The organism is Rathayibacter sp. CAU 1779 (genome assembly GCF_054551755.1).
In genome coordinates, this window is sequence record NZ_JBTOLK010000001.1 from 325,123 (window position 1) to 348,801 (window position 23,679).

Consider the following 23,679-nt stretch of genomic DNA (forward strand, 5'->3'; position numbering starts at 1 on the left):
GATCAACTCGGCACGGCAGCGGATGGGACACGCACAGGTGGATACGGTTGCGCTCAAGCGGACCTGGAGTCAGGTAGCAGCTCACGGCGACGCCGTCCCCGGATTCTTCTACGCACACCTCTTCCTCGCGCATCCCGAGGTTCGGGATCTGTTCCCCGTGACCATGGCGACGCAACGGGATCGGCTCGTGAAGGCCCTCGGCCGCATGGTGAGCAACGTCGACAACATCGGCGAGGTCGTCGGATACATCCAGGATCTGGGCCGCGACCACCGCAAGTTCGGAACGATCGCCGGCCACTATCCCGCGGTCGGCGCCTCCCTCCTGGCGACGCTGAAGCACTTCCTGGGTGACGCGTGGACGCCGGAGCTGGCATCCGACTGGGCGGAGGCGTACGGGCTCATCGCGGCGACCATGATCGACGCCGCAGAGGGGGCCGAGTCGATGCCGGCCACCTGGTCGGGAGAGGTGATCGCGACCGAGCGACGCGGAATGGATGTCGGGAGGGTGACGATCCGCACCCACGAGCCTTACCCGTACCGTGCCGGGCAGTCGGTGGCCATCGAGATCCCGCAGCGCCCGCGCCAGTGGCGCTATCTCTCGCCGACGCACGCACCGCGTGACGACTCCACCATCGACTTCCACGTACAGCTCGTGCCAGGCGGCCAGGTCAGCGGTGCACTGCTCAGGGATGTCAAGGCCGGCGATCCGGTTCGACTCGGCCCCCCGATCGGAGACTTCCTGACTCTGCTGTCCGACGGCGACTGGCCGGACCTGCTCCTCGTCGGGGGCGGGACGGGCCTCGCCCCGCTGCTGGCCGTGCTCGACCAGGTTGCGGAACGTCACCGCACCACCGGCACCGGACCGCGGGTCGCGCTGTATCACGGGGTGCGGCATCCGTGGGGCTTCTACGCGAGGAACGAGCTCAACGCGTACGCAGGCGTTCCGTGGCTGCGGACCAGGTTCGCCGTCTCGGACGACCCGTCGTTCCCCGGAGCCCGCGGGCCTATCGGCGAGGTAGCGGCAGCGGACGGCCCGTGGTACGGATATCTCGCGATGGTGTGCGGCTCACCACGCATGGTCCGCAACACGACAGACGCGCTTCTGCGATCCGGTCTCGCCGCGGACCGGATCCGCAGCGAGAAATACGAAGATCCGTACACTCAACACACCGGTGAGGCCGGCGACCTGGCAAACTCCCCCGAAGTCAGCCAGGCGGGCGTAGGCCTGGGAATCCAGTAGAGGACGACATGAACATGGCCGGGACCACATCCGCATCCATCACCCCGGAACTCCTGCGCGAGGCGGCAGCCGCCGGCGAGAACGACGGCTACAACCGGGCGGCTCTGCAGTCGCTTCTGTCGGCAGCCGCCGACGCGCTCGAACTGGCATGGCGCGAGAAGCACGATCTGATGGCGGGCCTCAGCGCCGGAGACGAGGAGATCTCCAGCCGTGCGGTCCTCCTGCTCAGCAGCGCTCAGCGAATCGCCGACGAAGCGGTCTCCGAAGCCGAGTCCTACTCGAAAGACCTGGTCGAGACCGCGAGAACGCAGTACCGCGAGATCATCGAACGAGCTCAGCAGGCCGCCCATGAGATCGAGCGGCAGTCGGGCGGATCCCGCACCGCATCCGCGCAGGGGTCGACGGCGACGTGGGAGGCCGACCTCCCTGCGGCTCCCGCGTTCGCGACCGACGACCTCGCCGCGGCCGGACCGGCGTCCCCCGATGACGTGATCCGCGCACGTCAGTTCACCCGGATGGCCGCCGCCCAGGCGCACTCACTGCTCGAGTCGATCGAGCGCGAACTCGGGCGTCTCGGCACGGGCGCCACCCCGACAGTGAACCCGCAGGCTCCGGCAGGCGACGAGGGCTGAAGCGGCGGCCTGACGCCGCTAAGACCCGGGGCCGCTGCGATCTGGTGCCGCGGCGACGCGACGCCGCTGCGCAGCCGCGAGTGCGGACATCAGCTCACCCGTGAGGTCGCACGATCGGGAGAACGTTGCGCGCTTTCGCGTCCGGAAAAACCGACACTCTCGAGCGGAGAGACAGGCACTCTCGAGCGGGAAAACAGGCACGCTCGAGCGGAGAAACGGGCACTCTCGAGCGGAGAAACGAGCGCTCTCGGGAGGAGAAACGCGCACTCTCGCGGGTCAGATGCCCGCGACCTGTTGGACGATCGAGACGATCGCGCCACCCCAGATCAGCGACACGATCCCGACGACGGCACCGATGGCCACAGCGGCGACGACCACTCCGCCGAACAGGATCAGCAGCATGCGACCGACCACCGAGGCGCGACCTCTCGTCTCGACCGCATCCGGCTCGTAGACGTTCTTGATGAATGACGTCACGCTCACGGCGTCCCCCTGGATCGCTCTCGGGCCGTGCCTCACGCCTCGAGACACGGCCAACACCCTCAGTTGCGGGTGAGCTCCGTTGTTCGCCCATCGACCAGTCTGCGACCCGGTCCCGAGGACGGCGTCAGAGTCGGCTGAGGACGCTCTAAGGGCTTCGTTGCCGATCTGTGACCGAACGGGGTTGCCGACTTCGCCGACCTCGGCTCCGGCCTCAGCCGCGCTTGGCTGTCCGAAGCGATCCGGCCACCGCGAACGCGGCGACCATGAACACCACGACCAGCCACAGCGAGTTCAGCAGCCCGACGGACTCGGCGAGCGCACCGATCACGGGCGGCCCAGCGAGGTTGGCGAAGTACCCGACGGATGCCACGACGCTGACCCGCGCAGCAGGGTTCGGTCCGCTCTCCGCGGCCGCCGACATGCCGAGCGGGAAGCCCATCGAGACCCCGACGGACCACAACAGCACGCCGATGAGCACCAGCCACACGTTCCCGCCGAGGATGAAGAGCACAACCCCGACCGCACCGAGTGCCGTCGTCCAGCGAATCGTCCACACCCGCCCGAGGCGGTCGACGACCGGGCCGCCGAAGATCCGGGTGAGCGCCTCGCCGACGGCGAACACCGTGAAGAACAACGCAGCGATCGCCGCCGTCTGTCCGTGATCGTCGTGGACGGCCAGCGTCATCCAGCTGTTCGCGGATCCCTCACCGAGTTCCACCCCGAGCATGACGACGCCGATGAGCAGCAGACGCCAGTCCAGCCATCCTCGAGCCCACTGCACGACCCGCTGCCGGCGCGTCAGCTCCTCCTTCGGCGCCTCGGCCCGTGCGCCGGGGGCGATGGAGGGCACGATCACCAGCACGAGGAGCGCGATCAGGACGGCCTCGCCGATGAACTGGGCGGACGGCGTGATGCCGACCGCCGCACACAGTGCGCCGATTCCCGCGCCGATCGCGGCGCCCACCGACCAGGCGCCGTGCATGAGCGGCATCAGCGTGCGCTTCGCCTGCGCCTCGACCGCTGCACCCTCGACGTTGATCAGCACGTCGAGCGTGCCGATCCCGAATCCGACGACGATGAACGCGATCACGGTGACGGGGATGGAGCCGAGCGCGACGCCGATCCCCATGAGTGCCATGGCGACAGCGACCACGAGGATGGCGCCACCGAGCGCTCGCTTGCTGCCCAGGTAGTGCAGCAACGGGGTGGAGGCCACCAGGCCGCAGATCGAGCCGACGGTGACGCATCCGAGGATCACGCCGATCATCGCGGTGTCTGCGCCGAGATCGGACTGCACAGCCGGAAGCCGCGGGCCCCACGACGACACGGTGATGCCACCGACGGCGAAGGCCAGGATGATCGCGTTGCGCCAGCGGTGCAGCGCCTGAGCATCCACCTGCAGCTCGGCGGCGTCGGTCATGCGAGTCGGGTCCTCTCCGTTGAGCGGTTCGCGGCGTGAGAGCGCTCCCGCGAGTGGAGGCACGCATCCGGATGCCGGCGATCGCGCGTCCGCACGACATCCTGGCACATTCCTCGAATCGATTCGAATCGTGGTTGCGGCCCCGTCGTGCCTGGGGTCGACCCGGCAGAATCGTGCGTGATGAATCAACCGATCCGCTTCGCGATCGTGGGCACCGGATTCCGGGCCCGCGCCTTCTGCACGCTGGCCGCCGCGTTGCCCGAGACGTTCGAGGTCTCGGCGGTCCTCCCGCACCGCCCGCTCGGCGACTCGGACCGAGCCGCGCTGGGACTCCACGTCGCAGGCGATCTCGGCGAGCTCCTCGCAACGCGACCGGCCTTCGTGCTCACGACGGCCGGCCCGGATGCCACGCCCGACCTGATGCGCGAGCTTACCGATCGCGGTGCGCGTGTCCTGGCGGAGACGCCTCCTGCACTCGACGAGGCAGCGCTGCTGTCGCTCTGGCAGGACGTGGGATCTCGCGGTCTCGTGCAGGTCGCCGAGCAGTATCCGCGGCATCCGATGACGACCGCGCGGATCGCGGCCGTGCGATCCGGCCTGATCGGGCAGCCCACCTCCGCCCAGGTGTCGATGACGCAGACGTACCACGCGGTGGCGATCCTCCGCGCGTTGCTCGGAGTCGGTCGAGCAAATGCCGAGATCCGCGCGACAACGCACACAGCGCCCCTGATCGCACCCGTCAGCCGTGCCGGATGGACCCGTGATCCCGCCGCGCACCCCACCGTCACCACCACCGCAACGCTGGACTTCGGGGATGCCATCGGCCACTACGACTTCACCGAAGGGCAGACGCGGAACCCGCTGCGGGCATCCCGGGTCGTCGTCCGCGGCAGTCGGGGCGAGATCATCGATGACGCGCTCACCCGCCTCGTCGACGAGACCATGGTCGTGACCTCCAGTTTCGAGCGGCGTCAGACCGGCCTGCACCATGACTTCGAGGCGCCGGAGCTGGACCAGATCTCGCTCGACGGATCGGTGCTCTTCCGCAATCCGTTCGTCGGCGCGCGTCTCTCGGACGAGGAGATCGCGATGGCGTCACTCCTCGAAGCGATGGGGCGCTGGGTCGCGGACGACGGACCCGAGCCGTATCCGCTCGCCGACGCCGCGCACGACCAGCTGCTCGGGCTCGCGATCCGGCGGGCGGGCGAGACGGGTGAGGCCGTGCGCGTCGGGCGGCAGCCCTGGCTCGCCTGATCGGCGGACGACGAACGCGCACGGCCTTGGGTCACTGCACCGGCGCGAGAGGCGCCCAGCTGCCTGGCGAACCGGCAGCCGTGCAGATCCATCCCATCGGGTCCCCGGAGGACGCGTTCGCCTTCCACAGCACCGCGCCGTTGACCCAGGTGCCCTGTGTCGGCGCGGCCGTCGCGCGCTGGTTGATCCACACCCCCTGCTTGATGCCGTACAGGCCGCCGTTGGCGTCGCCGGCGACCCGGTACACGTTCTCGCCGCGGACATCCGTGGCCGTGCCACCGGATCCGAAGTACAGCGGAGCCGCCGTCTCGGTGCCGCTGCTGTAGATGGCGATGTTGCTCAGGCCGACCTGGATGTCCGCGTCCGTGAACGTGATGGCCCGGTAGGTGCCGCTGTGATCGAGCCCGACGTTCTCGAAGTGGCAGTCGTCGATCCGGATGTCGTGCGCGGGTCCCTCGAACCGGATCGCCTCCTGGTTGAGGTTGATGAACCTCACGTCCTTGATGGATCCGTGGGAGACCTCCCCCGTGATCAGGATCCCCTGGTCCGGCATGCTCGCTGCCACAGCGGGATCCGTGGTGGCGAGTCTGCCGCTGATGATGCCGCCCGTGATCTCCCAGTCCACCGATCCCTCGTTCAGCTGGATCACCGGGGTCTGGATCCCGTCGGCGGAGATGAAGTTGCGGATCGAGCCACGGCAGAGGCATCCCTCGAAGATCTGGTCGCCGATGTCACCGACCACACCGTCGATGTTGACCGTGCGGATGAAGGCGGCATGTGGACCGGTGTTGCGCACCAACGGGCCGGAGTTCGCCTGCATGCGCGTGTTCTCGATGCGATACGTGCGGAACCCGGAGTACCAGCCGTACTGGTTCTTGTCGCCGACGTCCTTCCAGTCGGTCGGGAAGTCCAGGTCGATGCCGATCTCGCTCAGGGTGATCATGTTCCCGATGGCGGTGAAGCCCTGCCCGTACATGATGATCCCGGTGTAGAAGCCGGAGACGTAGCAGTTGCGGATGTCGACGTCGACGGATCCGTAGTACGTCGAGCTGTTGGCTCCCCAGCCGACGCCCTTGGCCGGAGCGCCAGGCGTGACCGGACGCGCCGCCCGGATCCCGCAGTCGTCGAACTTGCCGTCGTGTGCCGGGAACGTGCCAGCGGCGGTCATCGCCTTGATCGAGAGCGCCTCCATGCGCACGCCGTTGGCTGCCACCTCGAGCACGGGGAATCCGCCGGCGGAGATGGAGTACTCCGTGCCGGAGCGGCCGCCGGAGGAGGCGACGATCCGCACGAGCCACGACACCTGTGGGCCTGCGCCGAGGAGTCGCTGGGATGCCGTGAGCACGCGAACTGCCGTGACCGGGTAGATCCCTGCGGGGAAGAAGATCATCCCGGCGCCGGAGTCCAACGCCGCCTGGACGGCGGCCGTGTCGTCCGTCGAGCCGTCGCCCTTGGCTCCGTAGTCCTTGACGGACACGTAGTCCTTCACGACCTTCGGCTTCTTCGCTGACACCCGTTCGACGGATGCATCACTCCTTGTCGCGGCGTGCGCTGCGTCCCAGGGGTGGACGATCTCGCCCGCCGCGGCGCCGGCTCCGGCAAGCGTGAGCGCTGCGAACGCTCGTCTGGACACTGGACTGGACATGCTGGTCTCCTTCGCGGTTCGCAGGACGCGCCGTGCGAACCCTTCACTCGGTGATGGTCTGTCGTGGTGGATTCGTCGTGATGACGGCTGGCCTTCCGCTCAGTACTCGGCCGGCCACACTTCGTAGGGACGGATGGCGCTCCGAGCGATCCGGTAGAACCGGAGCTGCTGCGGGTTGCCGGAGACGGACGCGTCGTAGCGCTCCGATCGGCCGGACGTCACGTAGATCCAGTCCGGCGTGACGGTCAGGCCCGGATCGATGAACGTGGTGATCGGCTTGTTGTTGGCCCCGTAGGGACTCACCCAGCGATCGACGTCCATCGCGTATCGCCAGTTCACTCCGTCGGAGCTCGTTGCAAGCGCCAGCCGGTTCCGCGGCAGGATCATGTCCTTGTCCTCCGGCTGGTCGTCGTACACCCACACCATGAAGTACTCCGGCCGGCGGCCGGACGTGTCGGCCGCCACCGAGAAAGACGACCGTGCGTTCATGAAGCCGTCTGCCGCGCGCTCGTCGGTCCACGTCATCCCGCCGTCGTGAGAGGTCGCGACGCGAAGGGACGGTGTCTCGTTGTACGGCGTGTACAGCTCGAGGTCACCCGATGTCGTCTCCACGATCTTCGACTCGCAGTAGTCCTTGATGCCCGTGACGAACGAGCCGCTGTCACCAGGCGTCTTCGCCCAGGAGTCGCCGTTGTCGTCGCTGTACCAGATCTCGGTCGCATGGGCGGTGATGGCCGTCCCGGTGTACGAGCGAAGTTCGACCGGGTAGAAGATGCGGCCCGTCGAAATCTGGGTGAGCTTGTCGTTCATGGCGATCACTGGAGACTGGCCGACCACCGGACCCTCGCGGTACTCCTCCCAGGTGAGGCCGGCCGGAACCCACGTCGCACCCTCGTCCGAGGAGCGCATCGCCCGGTATCGCAGCGGCGAATCGAAGTTCGCCGGCGGCGTCGCGTATTCCGCGATCATGTTGAGCAGCTGACCGTTCGCGAGACGGATGATGCTGCTGTGCGCACCCGGATTCACCGGCCACGTGTGGTCGAGCACCTGCGCGAAGGTCCGCCCGCCATCCTTCGACTTCCAGAGCTGATCGCTCTCGACGCGCACGGCGATCGTGCCGTCCTTGAGAGGGACGACGGTCGCCCCCTCCCGGTAGACGCCGTCTCCGGCGCCGATCGTGACGTCGAGCACGCCCTTCTCGATGCGTCCCTGGCCGCTGAGCAGCGTGACCTCGACGGTCTCGAAGTCGGTGCGTGCCCCCGCCGCGTTGAGGGCGATTCGCCCTGACGACTGGTTCTCGGCCTTGTCGGTCGTCAGCAGCGGGGTCGGCGATCCGTTGACGTACAGGTCCACGACGTTGTTGACCGCTGTGACCCGCAGCCGCACCCGACGGCCGATCTTCGGCGAGGGAGCGGATGCCTGTGCCAGCGTCACGACGTCGAAGTCGCCACCGAGCTGCTCGCGGATCACCCATTGACCGCTCGCGAAGTCGTAGCCCGCGAACGTCAGCGCCTCCTCGGTGTGGTGACGTACCACGAGGCCCGCGGTCGCCGACGTCGAGTCGACGGCGAGCACGGTGAAGCTCGCGCTGACGTCGACGTCCTTCTCGAACACGTGCAGCCATGACATCGGCGAGGCGCCGGTCGTCGTCGAGTGGCGGTAGACGGCATCCCTGCCGTGTCGAACGACCTGCCAGTCGTGCTCCCCGCCCTGCTCGATCCAGTGCGCGGCCCCGTCGCTGAAGTCGTCGGTGAAGACCTGGTCCGCGGAGGTCACCGGAATGAACTTGACGGCATCCGCGACGGTGTAGTCGCCACCGGCATCCGTGATGTGCACGGAGTTGCCCGTGCCCTGGGTGAGCGTGTAGACGCCGAGGTTGTACCAGCTCCGCGCATTGATCTGCTGGTTGACAATGGCCGTCGAGGTCTTCGCACCGCCGGAGGATGCGATCGTCACCGGGACGCCGGTGGGGCGATTGGAGAAGGACGACCACTTCATGAATACCCGGTACCTCCCGGCCACCGGAATGGTCGGAGTCCACGTCACCCACTGCTGGCCGAGCACGCTCGGCGTGCCGCTCTGCCGATAGTCGCCGGCGTACTGCTCCCTGTTGCCTCCGGTGCCGAGGCTGTCGAATCCGCTCCTGGTCACCCCGTCCGCCTCGTTGTCCAGCACCAGCTGGAGCGCCGGAGCCCTTCTTGTGGGCGACGGATGGAGGTCCGCGATTCCGAAGGCGTTCGCGCTGCCGGCACCGAGAGGGCCACCACCGACAGTGGAGACGCACGAGGCCAGCGCTCCGGCCAGAGGCGCGACGATCGCTGCCGCCATGGCGCCTCTCACGAAGGATCGCCGGTTGATTCCACTGGATCGTTCAGGCATCATCGCCTGCCTTTCACGTTCGAAGACGGTTCGGCGGTGCCGGGTTCGACACCGTGACGCAGGAGGAACGGTCTCGGAACCTAGCACCGTCAAAGTGGCCGCCGCTAGCGATAATGCAGAGATAATTCGTATTATCGACGTGACGCCCACGCAACGGGCTGGAAGCCCCTGCCCGTTGCGACGTGAGTGGAGCGCATCGTCGGCGATCGGAGCACCATGCCTGCAGGCCGTCCAACCCAAGCCGACGTGGCCCGCGTCGCCGGCGTGAGCCAGACCACGGTGTCGATCGTCTTGAACAACGTCGACAACGGAAACGTGCGACTCTCGCAGGCGACGCGACAGCGAGTGCTCGACGCGCTCGAGAAGACGGGTTACATCGCCGATCCGATCGCCAGGTCCCTCGGGGGCCATCGCACCGGCCTTCTCGGCGTCTTCGGATTCGAGCCGGTGTTCGGCTCGAACTCGGAGAGCTTCTACTTTCCGTTCATGGAGGGGATCGAGGCGGCAGCGGAGTCAACTGCGCGCGACCTCCTGCTGTTCTCCAGCGCGGCGAGAGACGGCTCTGGCCATCACATCTATCTCCAGAACGAGAATCGGCTCCGCCTCGTCGACGCCTGCATCCTGATCGGCAACGGCGAACCCCGAGTCGAGCTGTCGCGGCTGGAGAGGGAGGGCTATCCGTTCGTGTTCATCGGACGGAGAGAGGTGCCGGGAGTCGACATTCCGTACGTCAGTGCCGACTACTACAGCGCGACCGTCGAGGTGATGCGCCGGCTGCGAGCGCTCGGACACGTCAAGATCAGCTATGTCGCAGCCAGCCGCGACCGCGATCTTCCCCCGAGCATCGAACGCCTGGACGCCGTGCGCCACTCGATCGCCGAACTGCACATCGACGGCCGCATCCATTTCGATGACGACCCCGGTTACCCCGCGGATGTCGTCGGTGCGGTCGCCGACGATGCAACGGCGGTCGTCGCCGAGCCGCTGGTCGCTGTCGAGTCTCTCGTGCAGGTGCTCGAGCGGCAGGGCGCGACCATTCCGTCCGACGTCAGCGTCGCCGTGCTGGGGGACCCGCTGAGCTCCGCCCGGGAGTCCCGCCTCTGGTCGGGGTTCCGGCTTCCCCGGCACGAGATGGGGCGCAGCGCCGTGGAGATGGCGCTCGGTCTCCTCGAGTTCCCGCAGACCGCGGTGCGGACCAAGGTCCTGCAGTGCATTCCGGACGAAGGCGCAACGGTCGCGCCGACGCGCGACCTCGCCTAGGTCCGCCTCGAGCAGGGTCGCCACGAGGGCTGCGTCGCGTCGTCGTCGGATATCCGCTGTTCACCTTCGAGGGACACGCTCGACTCGACTGGATCACAAACCCGATCTGACCCTTGACGGACGTGCCGAACTACGCCACAGTGTTACGCATAACCAGTGTTACGCATAACTAAGGATTCACGTGGGCAAAGAAGCACACACGTCCGTCTCACGGCGGGGACCGATGCGCACGCGTCGGGCACTGCCGAGGCGGGGGCGCTGACCATGGTGCGTGCGATCGCACAGCGGGTCGGGATAGCCCTGTTCGTCATCTGGGGAACGGCCACATTGGTCTTCATCCTGATCCGCCTGGCGCCCGGCGATCCGGCAGTCGTTCTCGCGGGCCCCACGGCGACGGCGTCCGAGGTGGAGGCGACCCGCAAGGCGATGGGGCTCGACGAGCCGCTCTTCCTCCAGTACCTGACGTTCCTCTGGAACCTCGTCACCTTCAACTTCGGCTACTCCGTGCGGCTCGGCGCCAACGCGATGACGCTGGTGCTCGAGCGGATTCCCGCCACGGTCGAGCTGGCGCTGGCGGCGCTCGTGCTCGGCACGGCCATCGGATTCCCGCTGGGCATCGTCGCGGGCCGCAAGCCGGGATCGGCACTCGGACGGTTCGTGACGGCGCTCAGCCTCACCCTTCAGTCCCTTCCAGGGTTCTGGGTCGGCGTCATGCTCATCCTGATCTTCGCCCGGTATCTGCACCTCCTGCCCAGCTCGGGACGCGGCGGCCTCAGCCACCTGATCCTGCCGGCATCCGCTCTGGCGCTGCACTTCATCGGCGTGGTCGCCCGCCTCAGCCAGTCCGGGCTGAGCGGTGTGCTCGGCGACCCCTTCATGCAGACGGCACGGGCGAAGGGCATCACCGAGAACGCGGTCGTCTGGGGCCACGGCATCCGCAACATGCTCATCCCGGTCGTCACCGTCGTCGGCCTGCAGGTCAGCGGCCTGCTGGGCGGCGCCGTGATCATCGAGAGCATCTTCTCGTGGCCGGGCCTCGGACAGCTCCTGATCGACGGCATCACGAATCGCGACTACTCGGTCGTGCAGGCCGCGACTATCTTCATCGCGCTGATCGTCGCCCTGTGCAACATCGGCGTCGACCTGCTCTACCTCGCGTTGGATCCGCGAATCAGACGACGGGAGGCGAACTGAGTCATGACCACGCTGGAACTGCCTCGCACAATCACGCGCACGAGCCACCGTCGAGTCCCGTGGGTCTCGACGATCGTCCTCGTGGTCATCGTGCTGGGTTGTCTGATCGGCCCCGTCATCCGCCCCTACGACAACACCGTGACCCACCTCACCGACCGTCTTCTCCCGCCGGGCAGCCACACCTCGTACGGCATCATCGCCTGGTTCGGCACGGATGCCGTCGGGCGCGACCTGCTCGGGCAGGTGCTCGAGGGCGGGCGCGTCTCCCTGCTCATCGGACTCGTCACGGTGATCATCGCCTTCGCGCTGGGAACGATCGTCGGCATGATCTCCGGTTACCTCGGCGGCAAGACGGATCTCGTCATCATGCGGATCGTCGACATCCAGATGGCGCTGCCGTCGATCGTCCTGGCCATCGTCGTCACGGGCATCCTCGGACCCAGCCCGACGAACCTGGTGATCGCGATGGTCGCCGCCAGATGGACGGCATTCGCCCGTCTGGCTCGAGGATCGACGCTCTCCCTCAAAGAGAGGGAGTACGTCTCGGCCTCCCGGCTCCTCGGCAAGAACTGGGTGCACATCATCGGCGTGCACATCCTGCCGTTCCTGCGCGACCAGCTCGTCGTCCTCATCACGCTCGAGTTCGGCCAGGTGATCCTGCAGCAGGCGGCCCTGAGCTTCCTCGGGATCGGTCTCCCCACCGACATCTCGTCGTGGGGATCCACCATCGCGGCCGGACAGAACTACCTCGACTCCGCCTGGTGGATCTCCACCATCCCCGGCGTCGTCCTGGCAGCGCTCGTCGTCGCCGTCGGATTCGTCAGCGAATCCGGGAGCGGACCAAGGACCCGCAAGCGCATTCGAATGCTCGGTCGCACCCCGACGAGCGAAATCATGGAAGGAATGGACAAGTGATACGGAAGAAGAGATACCTCGCCGTGACCGTGGTCACGGCGAGCGCACTGATCCTCACGGCCTGCTCCACAGCGCAGCCGAAGAGCACCAGCACAGCAAGCGATGACGCTTCGAACCCCGTCACCGTCGCCGGAGCGTTCCCGATCGTCTCGCTGAACCCGTACGGGCAGTATGCGGCAGACAGCGGAACCGGACTGGCGACCAAGCAGTACTCGGACACCCTCGTGGTCTCGGACGGCAAGTCCGGCTACACGCCCCACCTCGCCAAGTCGTTCACGTCGTCCGCCGACGGCAAGACGTGGACCCTCAAGCTCCGCAAGGCGGAGTTCTCCGACGGATCGGACTTCACCTCGGCCGACGTGAAGGAGTCGGCCGATCTCATGGTCGCGGGCGGCGGTCCGCTCGCCCCGACGTTCAAGGCCATGACCATCGACACACCGGATGCTCACACGGTCACGATCACGTCGGCAACGGGTGGTTCCGGTGTGCTGTCGTTCTTCCAGCAGCTGCCGATCAGCCCTGCCAAAGAGGTCAACGATCCGTCGTTCTTCGACAAGCCCGTCGGGATCGGTCCCTTCGAGGTGAGCTCGTTCACCTCGAACTCGGAACTCGATCTGGTGCCCAACCCGCACTACTGGGGGACGGCGGCCAAGGCGAAGTCCGTGAAGATCAAGACGATCACGGACATCTCGGCGCGGATCACCGCCCTCCAGAACAACGAGGTCCAGGCCATCTGGGGCATCCCGGACGACCAGTTCAAGCCGTTGACGAGCGACGACACGCTGACCACGAAGATCGAGCCGAGCACGAACCAGTTCATCATGTGGATGAACGCGAAGCAGGAGGGCCTGAGCAAGCTCAAGGTGCGGCAGGCGATCTGGAAGGCCATCGACTTCGGCGCCATCCAGAAGTCCCTGTATCCGTACTCGGCGATCGGGGCGAAGGCGCCCGTCTCGCAGGCCGTTCCCGGTGCAGGCCAGTTCTCGCCCTACAAGTACGATCCGAAGGCGGCGAAGAAGCTACTCGCGGAGGCCGGATATCCCGACGGACTGACGGTCGAACTGCAATACGACTCGACGCACCCCGACTACGCCGACCTGATCGCAGCCATGAAGTCCGATCTGGCGAAGGTCGGCATCAACCTCACCGTCGATTCGAAAGAGCACGCGGTGTGGCTGAAGGACTTCCTGGCGCTGAACTTCGGCATCAACGTCCAGTCGACGGGCCCTGGTACCGGCGATCCGATGAGCTGGCTGGCTCGCCTCTACACCTGCGCAGCCAACCGGACCGGCTACTGCAGCCCCGACCTCGACAAGATCCTTCTCGCGGGTGACGCCGCCGTGGATGCGAAGACACGTCAGGCCGACTTCCTGAAGGCACAGCAGTACATCTGGGACAACGCGATCGGCATGTTCCCGCTGGACCTCGCCGTGACCTACGCCTGGAGCTCGAAGCTGCACGGTCTCACCGCCGATGCGACCTACATGCCCAGCCTCGCGACCGTCACCGTGAGCAAGTAGGCGGCGAGCGCGCAGTTGAAGAATGCCCTGCCAGAGCTCGTGACACCCGAGGGAGAGCCGATGACGTCGACCGCCGACCAGGAGCCCGCCGTCCTCATCGACGATCTGTCGATCGAGACGTCGGACGGCGTCCAGATCCTCGACCGCATCTCCTTGTCCGTGCGACCGGGTGAGACGGTCGGCGTGCTGGGTGAGAGCGGCAGCGGCAAGTCGATGACGGCGCTGGCGATCCTGGGGTTGCTTCCGCCGGGCGTGCAGGTCACGTCCGGAAGCATCAGGGTGAACGGCACCGAAGTGGTGGGGGCCGGCGACGCGACGATCCGCTCGCTGCGCTCCCACCAGGTCGGCATGGTGTTCCAGGATCCGGCGCTCGCGCTGGACCCGACCATGAAGATCGGCCGCCAGATCACCGAGGTGCTCTGGCGCACACGAGCGATGTCGCGGAGCGACGCACGGAAACGAGCCGTCGAGCTGCTGCAGACCGTGGAGATCTCCGATCCGGAGACGCGTATCGACCTGTATCCGCATCAGCTGTCGGGAGGCATGCGCCAGCGTGCGGTCATCGCCATGGCGCTCGCCGGAAGTCCCGCCCTGCTCCTGGCGGATGAGCCGACGACGGCCGTCGACACGACCGTGCAGGCACGCATCCTGGAGCTTCTCGACACGCTGAAGGCGACGGAGGACCTCGGCCTGCTGATGATCAGTCACGATCTTCGCGTGATGAGCCATGTCGCGGATCGTGTAGTGGTCATGTACGCCGGGCGCGTGGTCGAAAACGGACCGACGACAGAAGTGCTCAGCACGCCGAAGCACTGGTACACGTCGGCGCTCCTCGAATCCATCCCCTCGGTCCGCAGCGACCGTCGAGTGCGGCCGATCATCGGCACCCCGGCGACACCCGCGACTCGTCCGCCCGGCTGCGCGTTCCATCCGCGCTGTCCGGCCGCGACCGAGGTGTGCCGCACGGTGGTGCCTCCGCTCGTTCCGGTGCCGGATGACGAGCACAACCGCTTGCTCGCCTGCCACCACCCGAAAGAGAAGGCGCTCCGATGACGACTCAGGCCACCGACGTGGAACCGCTGATCTCGATCACGGATGCCCGGGTCACGTTCGGATCCCGGTCGCGCGTGCAGGCCGTCGCCGGCGTCGATCTGGAGATCATGCCGGGCGAGGTGCTCGCCATCGTCGGCGAGTCGGGATCCGGCAAGTCGACCCTGGCGCGCGCCGTGGTCGGCATGCAGAAGCTGACCGGAGGCGTCATCCGCACGCACGACGGATCGGAGACCGAGCGCACCGGATCGAACGCCCAGCACACCCGGCTCGCGCAGATGGTGTTCCAGGACCCGCGCGCATCGCTCAACCCGCAGCTGACCATCCGGCAGATCCTCAACGAGGCATGGCCTTCGGGAGGCGGGTCGAGCGTCAAGCGGCAGCGCCGCGAGAGGCTCGCGGAGATGTCGAAGGAGGTGGGGATCTCGGCCGAGCTGCTGGACAGCAAACCGGGGAACCTGTCCGGAGGCCAGTGCCAGCGTGTCAGCATCGCGCGGGCACTGCTCAGCGAACCCCGTCTCCTCGTCTGCGATGAAGTGGTCTCGGCGCTGGACGTTTCGATCCAGGCGCAGATCCTGGATCTCCTCCGGAATCTGAAGGAGAAGCAGCACCTCGGCATGCTGTTCATCACCCACGACCTCGGGGTGGTCCGCCAGCTCGCCGACCGGGTGGCCGTCATGTACCTGGGGAAGATCGTCGAGGTTGGAACGGTGCAGCAGATCTTCGGCCGACCGACACATCCCTACACGCAGGCGCTGCTCTCCTCGGCCGTGGATCTCGCCGACAGCGTGACAGAGGGATCGGCCGCGCAGGATCGATACCAGCTCGGCGGCACCCTGCCCTCCCCGTCGAATCCTCCGAGCGGATGCCGCCTGCATCCGCGGTGCTGGAAGGCACAGGCGATCTGCAGCACCGAAGAGCCGGCGCTGGAGCGACGACTGGACCTGACCATGAGCGCGTGCCACTTCGCGGAGCCGATCGATGTGCTCGCCGTCCAGTGAAGGATGTCGGAGGATGACGGGCGACCGGTCGCCGGACGCCGCCGCACTCAGCGGAGGTGGTGACGCGTGAGGCTGGCAAGCTTCCTGACGCACGAGGAGGAACGCTGGGGCTTCGTCGTCACGAGTCCCCTCGACTCCGAGGACTGGATCCTCGAACCCGCACGGGTTGAGGCGACGCTGGCGAGGATGTCTTCGGTGCGGACCTCGGGCTTCGCCGCGCGCCACACCTCCTTCGATCCGCAGAACTGGCCGCGCGAGCTGGCCGACGTCCTCGCCGAGGGCGAGCCTGGGATGGCGCGGCTGCGTGACCTTCAGGACTTCGTCCTCCGCTTCCTCGACCAGTCGGACCAGACGCTGCTCGCCGAGGGCGGATGCCGCGTGGCCGACGTCGAGTTGCTCGCGCCCGTCCCACGGCCGGGCCTCGTCTGGGGACTGGTGACCAACTCCCCCTCGTTCGTGCGCAACAATCCGGGCATTTCCGTGCTCAACCTGATCCCCCTCGGTCATCAGCGACCCCAGGGATCGGTCATCGGCGCAGGGCGTCCAGTCATCATGGAGAACGGTCACCACCTGCCGTGGTTCGCCTACAACGTGGAGCTCGGCGTCGTGATCGGGAAGGGCGGAAGGGACATTCCGCTCGAGCGCGCGATGGAGCATGTCGCGGGGTTCACCGTCGTCAACGATGTCTCGGGATCGCACTACTTCCGTGCCGCGAACGAGGACGCGGATCCGTCGTATCGGCTGCCTGCCGAGTACGACGACTGGTTCGCGCAGGTCACGGCGTCGTGGGCGGGGAAGATGGCCGATGCGATGTGTCCGATCGGTCCGTATCTCGTCACGAAAGACGAGGTCGGCGACCCGTACGACCTTCTGGTGTGGACGCGGCAGGACGGGTTGCGTCGCGATCGCTCGCACACCGCAGGCACGTTGATGGGGATCGAGCGGGTCATTTCGTGGTACTCCTCGTTCGCCGCGCTGCATCCCGGCGACATCATCCATTTCGGCACCATGGGCGTGGACGGGCTGCCCGTCGGGCCCGGAGCCGTTCGGCGGGGCGACTGCACGCTGGGGGCCGAGATCGAGCGGGTCGGCACGCTCGTCAACCCCGTCGAGCTCGCGGACCCGGATGCCGACGACGACCCGAGCGAGCATCCGTCGTTCGCCGTTCGGCAACTCGCGCGCGACGGGGGCGGTGCTCTCGTGGATCCCACCGCGTGGATGCCGAAGGATGCGCGGCATCTCTACACGGCCTTCGGCAACCATGCGACCACGGAGTTCCGTCCCATCGCCCAGCCGCGCTTCCTCAGCGCCCCGGCATCCGCGCTCTCGCGCAGCGGAGACGTGGTGGAACTGCCGTCGCGTGCCACGGAGCTCACCGCCGCCGTCGAGCTGTGCCTGGTCGTTGGCCGGCTGACACATCGGGTGTCGGTCGAAGACGCCTTCGACCACCTCCTCGGCCTGGCCCCGATGCTCTCACTCACCGACCGCTCCCTGGGAACGGGCATCGCCAAGGAGGGCAGGGCCGCCGAGCGCGCGATACCGGCGGTCTACGGCAGATGGGCTGACGGCTTCAACGTGGTCGGCCCGATCACGAGAGTCGCGGCCGACGACTGGAGCGACAGCACCATGACGGTGGATGCCGTCGGCGCGACGGGCTCGGCGACGACCGGTGGCTACGTGGCAAGCCCGTCAGAGCTGGTGAGCGCCATCTCGAGCATGATCACCCTGTTTCCCGGCGACGTCATCTCGCTCGGTTCGACGGCGGCGGTGGTGGAGCTGTCGGCGCTCGAGAACGATGGCGCTCGGATCGTCGCACACGTGGACGGCCTGGGATCCGTCGAGTGCTCGATCACACGGAGCATCCTGTCCCTTGAATGACTCGCTCGTGTACCACTGGAATTCGGATGCCGGTCAGCGGCATCCGAAGCTCGCACACCCGGATTGGCCCTTGACGGAGGTCCGGATCTGCGCCACAGTGTTACGCATAACCAGTGTTACGCATAACTAAGGATGATCGTGGGCAAAGAAGCACACACTGCCGTCTCACGGCGGCCCACTCAAGCCGACATAGCTCGCGCGGTGGGTGTTTCACAGGCGACGGTATCGCTCGTCCTGCAGGGCGCGCCCGTCGGGTCCCGCGTTCTCCCTGAGACACGCCAAAGGGTGCTCGAGGTCGCAGAAGAACTCGGGTACGTGCCCAACGTCGCCGCCAGAAGCCTCGTCGGCGGACGCAACTACCTGCTCGGCTTCCACACCTTCGAGCAGGTCTTCCCCTCCGACCAGCGCGACTTCTACTTTCCCTTCCTCCTGGGCGTCGAGCGGGCGGCGACCGCGAGGGGCTACGACCTCCTGCTCTTCAGCTCGCTGCCGGAGTCGGGCTCCGAGAGCACGGCGAAGACCAACCGGATCATGCTCTCCGACGGCTGCGTCCTTCTCGGTCGCCACCTGGATCGCGACGCCGTGAGCGAGCTCGTCCGCCGCGACTTCCCGGTCGTCTTCATCGGACGTCGCGAGGTCGAGGGTGCGGACCTCCCCTTCGTCTCCGTCGACTACGCGGAGGCGACGACACAGCTGGTCGGCCACCTCGCGGGACTCGGCCACACGCACATCGGCTACATCGGTGAGCCGGGCGGCGGCGAGCAGAGCGACGATCGCCTCCGCGGATGGGCTGACGGGCTGGCCGCCAACGGCCTCACGATTCCGCCGTGCAAGAAGCACAGCCGTCCGCTGACCGTCACGCAGCTGCGCACGTGGCTGGACGACGGGATCACCGCCGTGCTCGTGGAGCCCGGAGAAGACGACTCGAACGTGAAGACGCTCGAGGACCTCGCCGACGAGCTCGGCATCTCCATCCCCGGCGACCTCTCCGTGGCGGTCGTGGGAGATCCGGATTTCACGCTGTCCCGCCGCAACGACTGGACCCGCTTCCGCATGAATCGTCCGCTGATGGCCGAGCGTGCCGTGGAACTCCTCGTGGACATCCTGGACGGACAGGAGACGGATCGCCACGTGCTGCTCAGCGCCGATCTCGTCGTCGGCGGGACGTCCGCCGCGGTCGGTGTCGCACGATGAACACGCGACGGCACGCGTCGCGGATGCGGACCACCTCGTGACTGAACACGATCCCGCTCCTCATGGGTATCCCGATCCGCTCGGATGGAACACCTGGGATGTCGCCCGCCACAACGCGTGGCATCACCTTCCGGACGGCCCTCGGATCACGTTCGGGGTCGCCGTCGACGACCGTGTGGATCTCGCCGCGACCTGGCGGGACGAGACCACGTCACTGGGGCCGCACGCAGTCGACGGACGCTACGCAGCGACCTCCTGGAGCGTCGACGGTACCGAGGTGTCGCTCGAGGTGGCGACGACGACGGATGAGCTCACCGCCGTCGTCCGGCAGCGGACAGGACCAGACACTCGCGCGGTCGTCGTCGTCGTCGACGGAACGGTGACGGAGACACCGGACGGATGCTTCAGCGTCACTGCCGGCGTGACGCGGTGGACCTTCACGATCCACGGCGCGTTCGAACGCCATGGATCCGATGCGTTCGTCCTGCTCGACGCCGAGACGGTCGTCGAGTGCCGGCCCGAGGCCGCCACTGCCGCAGGAACCGCGGACTCGGCCGAATCCACGGTGGCACGCGTGGCCGCGGCCCGCACGCACGCGGAAACGCGCGAGGCCGCAACGGGCGGCTGGCTCGAGGATGCCGGCCAGGCCATGTCCCGCGCCGTGACCTGGAATGTCGTGTACGCGCCGGACCTCCGTCGCGTGCTCGTCCCGACCTCGCGCGACTTCGTCAGCGCGGAACGGCAAGGTTTCTACGGCACGTGGGCGATTCACGCCTGGGACTCGTTCTTCACGGCGCTGGCGGCATCCGCATTCGATCGACGGCTCGGGACGACCATCGTGCGCCAGGTGCTCGAGACGGCCGAGCCGAGCGGGATGATCCCGAACCGCGTGTCCGACGACAAGGGCGTCACGCGCGACCGCTCGCAGCCACCGGTTGGCGCGATCACCGTGCTCGAGCAGTATCACTGGAGCGCGTGGAATCCGACGCATCGTCCGTTGGATCCGCTGCGTGAGGCGTTCGACCCGCTGCTGAGGTGGCACCGCTGGTGGACCGCCAACCGGATCGGGCCGTTCGGAGTGCTGACCTGGGGATCCGATCGCATCGCGGACGATCCCGAGTCCGGCACGACGGATCGCGCCAAGCGCGAGTCGGGCCTCGACGACTCGCCCATGTACGACGAGGCCGTCATCAGCTCGCCTGCGAACACGCTCGACATCGCGGATGTCGGATTGAACGCCCTGCACATCGCCGATGCGCGCGCGCTGGCGGAGATGGCACGGCTGCTGGGACGAGACGGCGAGGCACGGGAGCTGGCAGCGGAGGCGGAACGGAACTCCGAACGATTCGAGAGCGTCTTCTGGAGCGAGACCGACGGGCTGTACCTCAATCGCCGGAGCGACGGAGAGTTCTCCCACAGCATCTCGCCGACGCACCTGTACCCGCTGCTGGCGGGCATCCCCGGCCGGGAGCGCGCACGCGCGATCGCCGAACGACTCCTCCAGCCGGGCATTCTCGGCGGGGAGCCACCGCTGCCCAGTGTGTCGCGCGACGACAGCGGATTCGACAGCACCTATTGGCGCGGCCGCATCTGGGCGCCGCTGGCGTATCTCGGCATCTCCGGACTGCGGAGGTACGGGCTCGACGACCTCGCATCCCCGATGGTGCGGTCCCTGACCCGTCTCTTCCTGCACGAATGGCACGAGCGGAGCAGCGTGCGGGAGAACTATCCAGCCCGGATCGGCGAAGACGTCACCGAGCTCTCGGCGCGATCCGACGCGCTCATGGCATGGGGCGGCCTGATCGCCCGACTGGGCATCAGCGAGGTGGTGCGGGCCGACACGCATGGCTGGTCGTTCCCGGATGCCGGGGCCCGGGCATCCGTCTCCGGCATCGATCTCGCTGACGGCGTCTTGACGGTGGACCGCACCGAGGCGACGACGGGCGGCGCGGACACGGTGCGCACGCGACTTCTGCCGCATCCGCTTCCCGGTTCCGGCGGCCCGAGCCCCGGAGCCGGGCATCGCCCGCTGGCGAACGAACGCAGTGCCGGAAGCGAGATCTTGGAGTCGATCGTTGAATAGTGTTCCTCGTCACCATCGGGCGGACGTCCTCGTCGTCGGGGGCGGGCTCGGCGGCGTTGCCGCCGCCTTGGCAGCGTTGCGCCGCGGCAGCACCGTGGTGCTCACGGAAGAGACGGACTGGCTCGGCGGCCAGCTGACCGCTCAGGCGACACCGCCCGACGAACATCCGTGGATCGAGCAGTTCGGCTGCACGCGCTCGTACCGGATGCTCCGCGAGGGCATTCGAGACCACTACCGCAGGTGGTACCCGCTGACGGCCGAGTCACGGAACGACCCGTACCTCAACCCTGGCCGCGGCCGGGTCAGCAAGCTCTGCCATGAGCCGCGGGTCGCGGAGCGCGTCATCGAGGACCTGCTCTCGCCGTACATCGCCTCCGGACGGCTCACCGTTCTGCTGCGCACGCACCCCATCGCCGCCGAGCACTCGGGCGGCACGGTGTCGACGGTGCATTTCCAGGACGACGAGGGCCGACAGGTCGCCGTCTCCGGCAGATACGTTCTCGATGCGAGCGAGTTGGGCGACCTGCTCCCCCTCGCCGATGTCGACTACGTCACGGGTTTCGAGTCGCGGAGCGAGACGGGCGAGCCGTCGGCACCGGCGACGGCCCAGCCCGCCAACATGCAGGCCTTCTCGTGGGTGTTCGCCATGTCGTACGACGGTGACGGCGACCACACGATCGAGCGTCCGCTGCACTACGACCACTGGCGCACGAAGACCACCGACTTCTGGCCGGGCCCGATGATCGGGCTGAACGCACCGGATCCGCGCACACTCCAGCCGATGCACCGCACGTTCACTCCTAACGTCGCCACAGAGAATCATTTTGCTGATCAGAGCAAGGATCCTGGCGACCGTGAGCTGTGGGAGTTCCGCCGCATCCTGAGTCGCGACGTGTTCGAACCGGGATTCCTCACCGCCGACGTGGTGCTCGCGAACTGGCCCATGATCGACTACATCGACGGCAACATCATCGACGTCTCGCCCGAAGAGAAGGCGCGGCACCTGGCGGCATCCCGCGAGATGTCTGCGTCGATGCTCTACTGGCTCCAGACCGAGGCGCCACGACCCGACGGCGGAGTCGGATGGCCCGGCCTGTACCCACGCGGCGATGTGCTCGGCACGAACGACGGATTCGCGAAGGCGCCGTACATCCGGGAGTCCCGCCGCATCCGTGGTCTCCGCACCGTGGTCGAGCAGGATATCTCGATGGAGCTCCGCGGCGATGCCGGGGCGGCCGAGTATCCGGACACCGTCGGCATCGGGATGTACCGCATCGACCTCCATCCGTCCTCCGGCGGCGACAACTACATCGACGTGGCGTCGTGCCCGTTCCAGATCCCGCTCGGAGCTCTCGTCCCCGCGAGCGGAGGCAACGTGCTCGCCGCGGGAAAGACGGCAGCCACCACGCACATCACGAACGGGAGCTTCCGGTTGCATCCCGTGGAGTGGAACATCGGGGAGGCTGCCGGGGCCCTCGCCGCGCACTGCGTCGCAGAGGGCATCGAGCCGGCAACGGTGTTCTGCGACGAACGCCGTCTCGCCGACTTCCAGCAGCAGCTGGTCGCTGACGGCTTCGAGCTCCAGTGGCCGCGAGTGGAGGGGTACTGATGACCGAGCACCTTCTGGACGGCGTGACAGTTCCGATCGTCACCGCCATGACCGCCCCCGGGGTTGCGGATGCCGCGGCAGCCGACGCCCACCTCGTCGAGCTCGCACGCGCGGGCGTCGACAACCTGATGGTCCTGGGCAGCAACGGTGAGGGCCCGTTGATCATGCCGGAAGCCGGAGCCGACTTCGTCGCGGGCGTCACGAGACGCTGGCACGAGTCGAGGCAGGGCGGCCGGGTGCTCGTGAACGTCTCGGCGCCCGGCACTGCCGAGGTCCGCCGACGCGCACGGATCGCCGCGGATGCCGGAGCCGACGTGCTGATCGTGTCGCCGCCCGGCTACTTCCGGCACCGCGACGACGAGATCGTCGCCCACATCCGGGCCGTCGAGGAGTTCGGTCTCCCCTACGCGATCTACAACATCCCGAAGTATTCCATCCCACTCACCGCCGGCGCATTCCGCACGCTGCTGGAGACCGCGGACGGGCTCGTCGGGCTCAAGGACAGCTCGGGATCCATGGAGACGCTGCGCGAGTTCCTCGAGCTCAGCGCATCCCGGCCGGACATCGCCCTGATCCAGGGGGATGAGGCTCGGCTGGTGGAGGGGCTTCTGGCGGGCGCCGGCGGAATCGTGCCCGGCATCGGCAACGTTGCTCCCGCTCTGTGCGTCGCCGTGCAGCGGGAGCGCTCGGAAGAGGCGCAGCGGATCATCGCGCAGCTCGTGGGCGTGCACGCGATCCGGCCAGGCGTCCCCACGATCAAGTGGATCCTGTCCGACCGCGGATGGATGCCGTCGGCCTGCGCCGAACCGCTCGCACCGATCTCCGCGGCCGAGGCTGCCGATCTCGCAGCGTTCCTCGAACCGTTCGAGGAGCACCTGATCCCGCGGCGTGCGGGATCGCCGGATCCGCTCTGAGGAAGGCG

The 23,679-nt window shown here is 67.5% G+C and carries 18 protein-coding genes; 14 read left to right on the forward strand and 4 right to left on the reverse strand.

Translation table 11 applies throughout. The annotated features are described in order from the left end of the window. Window positions 1–22: 22 nt before the first annotated feature. On the forward strand, window positions 23–1,240 hold the full coding sequence (locus ACX9R5_RS01425; RefSeq protein WP_459407229.1) for a globin domain-containing protein: 1,218 nt from the start codon (window positions 23–25) through the stop codon (window positions 1,238–1,240). A gap of 14 nt (window positions 1,241–1,254) precedes the next feature. After that, the gene (locus ACX9R5_RS01430; protein ID WP_459407230.1) at window positions 1,255–1,872 is read left to right on the forward strand and encodes a hypothetical protein; all 618 of its coding nucleotides are present in this window, start codon (window positions 1,255–1,257) and stop codon (window positions 1,870–1,872) included. A 276-nt stretch (window positions 1,873–2,148) separates the two neighbouring features. Here ACX9R5_RS01430 and ACX9R5_RS01435 read toward each other — a convergent pair whose 3' ends face one another. Together ACX9R5_RS01435 and ACX9R5_RS01440 are read right to left on the reverse strand one after the other, a co-directional pair. Further along, window positions 2,149–2,355, reverse strand: coding sequence for a hypothetical protein (locus ACX9R5_RS01435; RefSeq protein ID WP_459407231.1), 207 nt, complete (start codon window positions 2,353–2,355; stop codon window positions 2,149–2,151). A 211-nt stretch (window positions 2,356–2,566) separates the two neighbouring features. Beyond that, window positions 2,567–3,775 (reverse strand): MFS transporter, encoded by a 1,209-nt coding sequence (locus ACX9R5_RS01440; RefSeq protein WP_459407232.1) that lies wholly within the window; start codon window positions 3,773–3,775, stop codon window positions 2,567–2,569. Between the two features lie 180 nt (window positions 3,776–3,955). Between ACX9R5_RS01440 and ACX9R5_RS01445 the strand changes: the two genes are divergently transcribed. Beyond that, the gene (locus ACX9R5_RS01445; RefSeq protein WP_459407233.1) at window positions 3,956–5,029 is read left to right on the forward strand and encodes a Gfo/Idh/MocA family oxidoreductase; all 1,074 of its coding nucleotides are present in this window, start codon (window positions 3,956–3,958) and stop codon (window positions 5,027–5,029) included. Between the two features lie 31 nt (window positions 5,030–5,060). Here ACX9R5_RS01445 and ACX9R5_RS01450 read toward each other — a convergent pair whose 3' ends face one another. Together ACX9R5_RS01450 and ACX9R5_RS01455 are read right to left on the reverse strand one after the other, a co-directional pair. Next, entirely contained in the window at window positions 5,061–6,674 is a 1,614-nt protein-coding gene (locus ACX9R5_RS01450; protein ID WP_459407234.1) for a glycosyl hydrolase family 28-related protein, read from the reverse strand. A gap of 99 nt (window positions 6,675–6,773) precedes the next feature. Continuing rightward, window positions 6,774–9,002, reverse strand: a complete 2,229-nt coding sequence (locus ACX9R5_RS01455; RefSeq protein ID WP_459407235.1) for a golvesin C-terminal-like domain-containing protein — start codon at window positions 9,000–9,002, stop codon at window positions 6,774–6,776. A 297-nt stretch (window positions 9,003–9,299) separates the two neighbouring features. Here ACX9R5_RS01455 and ACX9R5_RS01460 point away from each other — a divergent pair, with 297 nt between their 5' ends. The 11 genes from ACX9R5_RS01460 to ACX9R5_RS01510 all read left to right on the forward strand — a co-directional run bounded on the left by ACX9R5_RS01460 (window position 9,300) and on the right by ACX9R5_RS01510 (window position 23,671). Next, window positions 9,300–10,313, forward strand: coding sequence for a LacI family DNA-binding transcriptional regulator (locus ACX9R5_RS01460; RefSeq protein ID WP_459407236.1), 1,014 nt, complete (start codon window positions 9,300–9,302; stop codon window positions 10,311–10,313). Window positions 10,314–10,577: 264 nt separating this feature from the next. Then, window positions 10,578–11,507, forward strand: a complete 930-nt coding sequence (locus ACX9R5_RS01465) for an ABC transporter permease (protein WP_459407237.1) — start codon at window positions 10,578–10,580, stop codon at window positions 11,505–11,507. Window positions 11,508–11,510: 3 nt separating this feature from the next. Further along, window positions 11,511–12,422, forward strand: coding sequence for an ABC transporter permease (locus ACX9R5_RS01470; protein WP_459407238.1), 912 nt, complete (start codon window positions 11,511–11,513; stop codon window positions 12,420–12,422). After that, window positions 12,419–13,942, forward strand: a complete 1,524-nt coding sequence (locus tag ACX9R5_RS01475; protein ID WP_459407239.1) for an ABC transporter substrate-binding protein — start codon at window positions 12,419–12,421, stop codon at window positions 13,940–13,942. Before ACX9R5_RS01470 ends, ACX9R5_RS01475 begins: the two co-directional genes overlap by 4 nt. Window positions 13,943–14,002: 60 nt before the next feature. Further along, window positions 14,003–14,995 carry an ABC transporter ATP-binding protein gene (locus tag ACX9R5_RS01480; protein WP_459407240.1) on the forward strand — a complete coding sequence of 331 codons (993 nt, stop codon included), beginning with the start codon at window positions 14,003–14,005 and terminating at the stop codon, window positions 14,993–14,995. Further along, complete coding sequence (locus ACX9R5_RS01485) at window positions 14,992–15,993, forward strand: oligopeptide/dipeptide ABC transporter ATP-binding protein (RefSeq protein ID WP_459407241.1); 1,002 nt, start codon at window positions 14,992–14,994, stop codon at window positions 15,991–15,993. The genes ACX9R5_RS01480 and ACX9R5_RS01485 overlap by 4 nt, the downstream gene beginning before the upstream one ends. A gap of 66 nt (window positions 15,994–16,059) precedes the next feature. Further along, window positions 16,060–17,871, forward strand: a complete 1,812-nt coding sequence (locus ACX9R5_RS01490; protein WP_459407242.1) for a fumarylacetoacetate hydrolase family protein — start codon at window positions 16,060–16,062, stop codon at window positions 17,869–17,871. Between the two features lie 132 nt (window positions 17,872–18,003). Next, window positions 18,004–19,065, forward strand: a complete 1,062-nt coding sequence (locus ACX9R5_RS01495) for a LacI family DNA-binding transcriptional regulator (protein WP_459407243.1) — start codon at window positions 18,004–18,006, stop codon at window positions 19,063–19,065. 37 nt (window positions 19,066–19,102) lie between these two features. Next, window positions 19,103–21,148, forward strand: a complete 2,046-nt coding sequence (locus ACX9R5_RS01500) for an amylo-alpha-1,6-glucosidase (protein WP_459407244.1) — start codon at window positions 19,103–19,105, stop codon at window positions 21,146–21,148. Then, window positions 21,141–22,757, forward strand: coding sequence for an FAD-dependent oxidoreductase (locus tag ACX9R5_RS01505; protein ID WP_459407245.1), 1,617 nt, complete (start codon window positions 21,141–21,143; stop codon window positions 22,755–22,757). Before ACX9R5_RS01500 ends, ACX9R5_RS01505 begins: the two co-directional genes overlap by 8 nt. After that, window positions 22,757–23,671 carry a dihydrodipicolinate synthase family protein gene (locus tag ACX9R5_RS01510; RefSeq protein ID WP_459407246.1) on the forward strand — a complete coding sequence of 305 codons (915 nt, stop codon included), beginning with the start codon at window positions 22,757–22,759 and terminating at the stop codon, window positions 23,669–23,671. Before ACX9R5_RS01505 ends, ACX9R5_RS01510 begins: the two co-directional genes overlap by 1 nt. Window positions 23,672–23,679 lie beyond the last annotated feature (8 nt).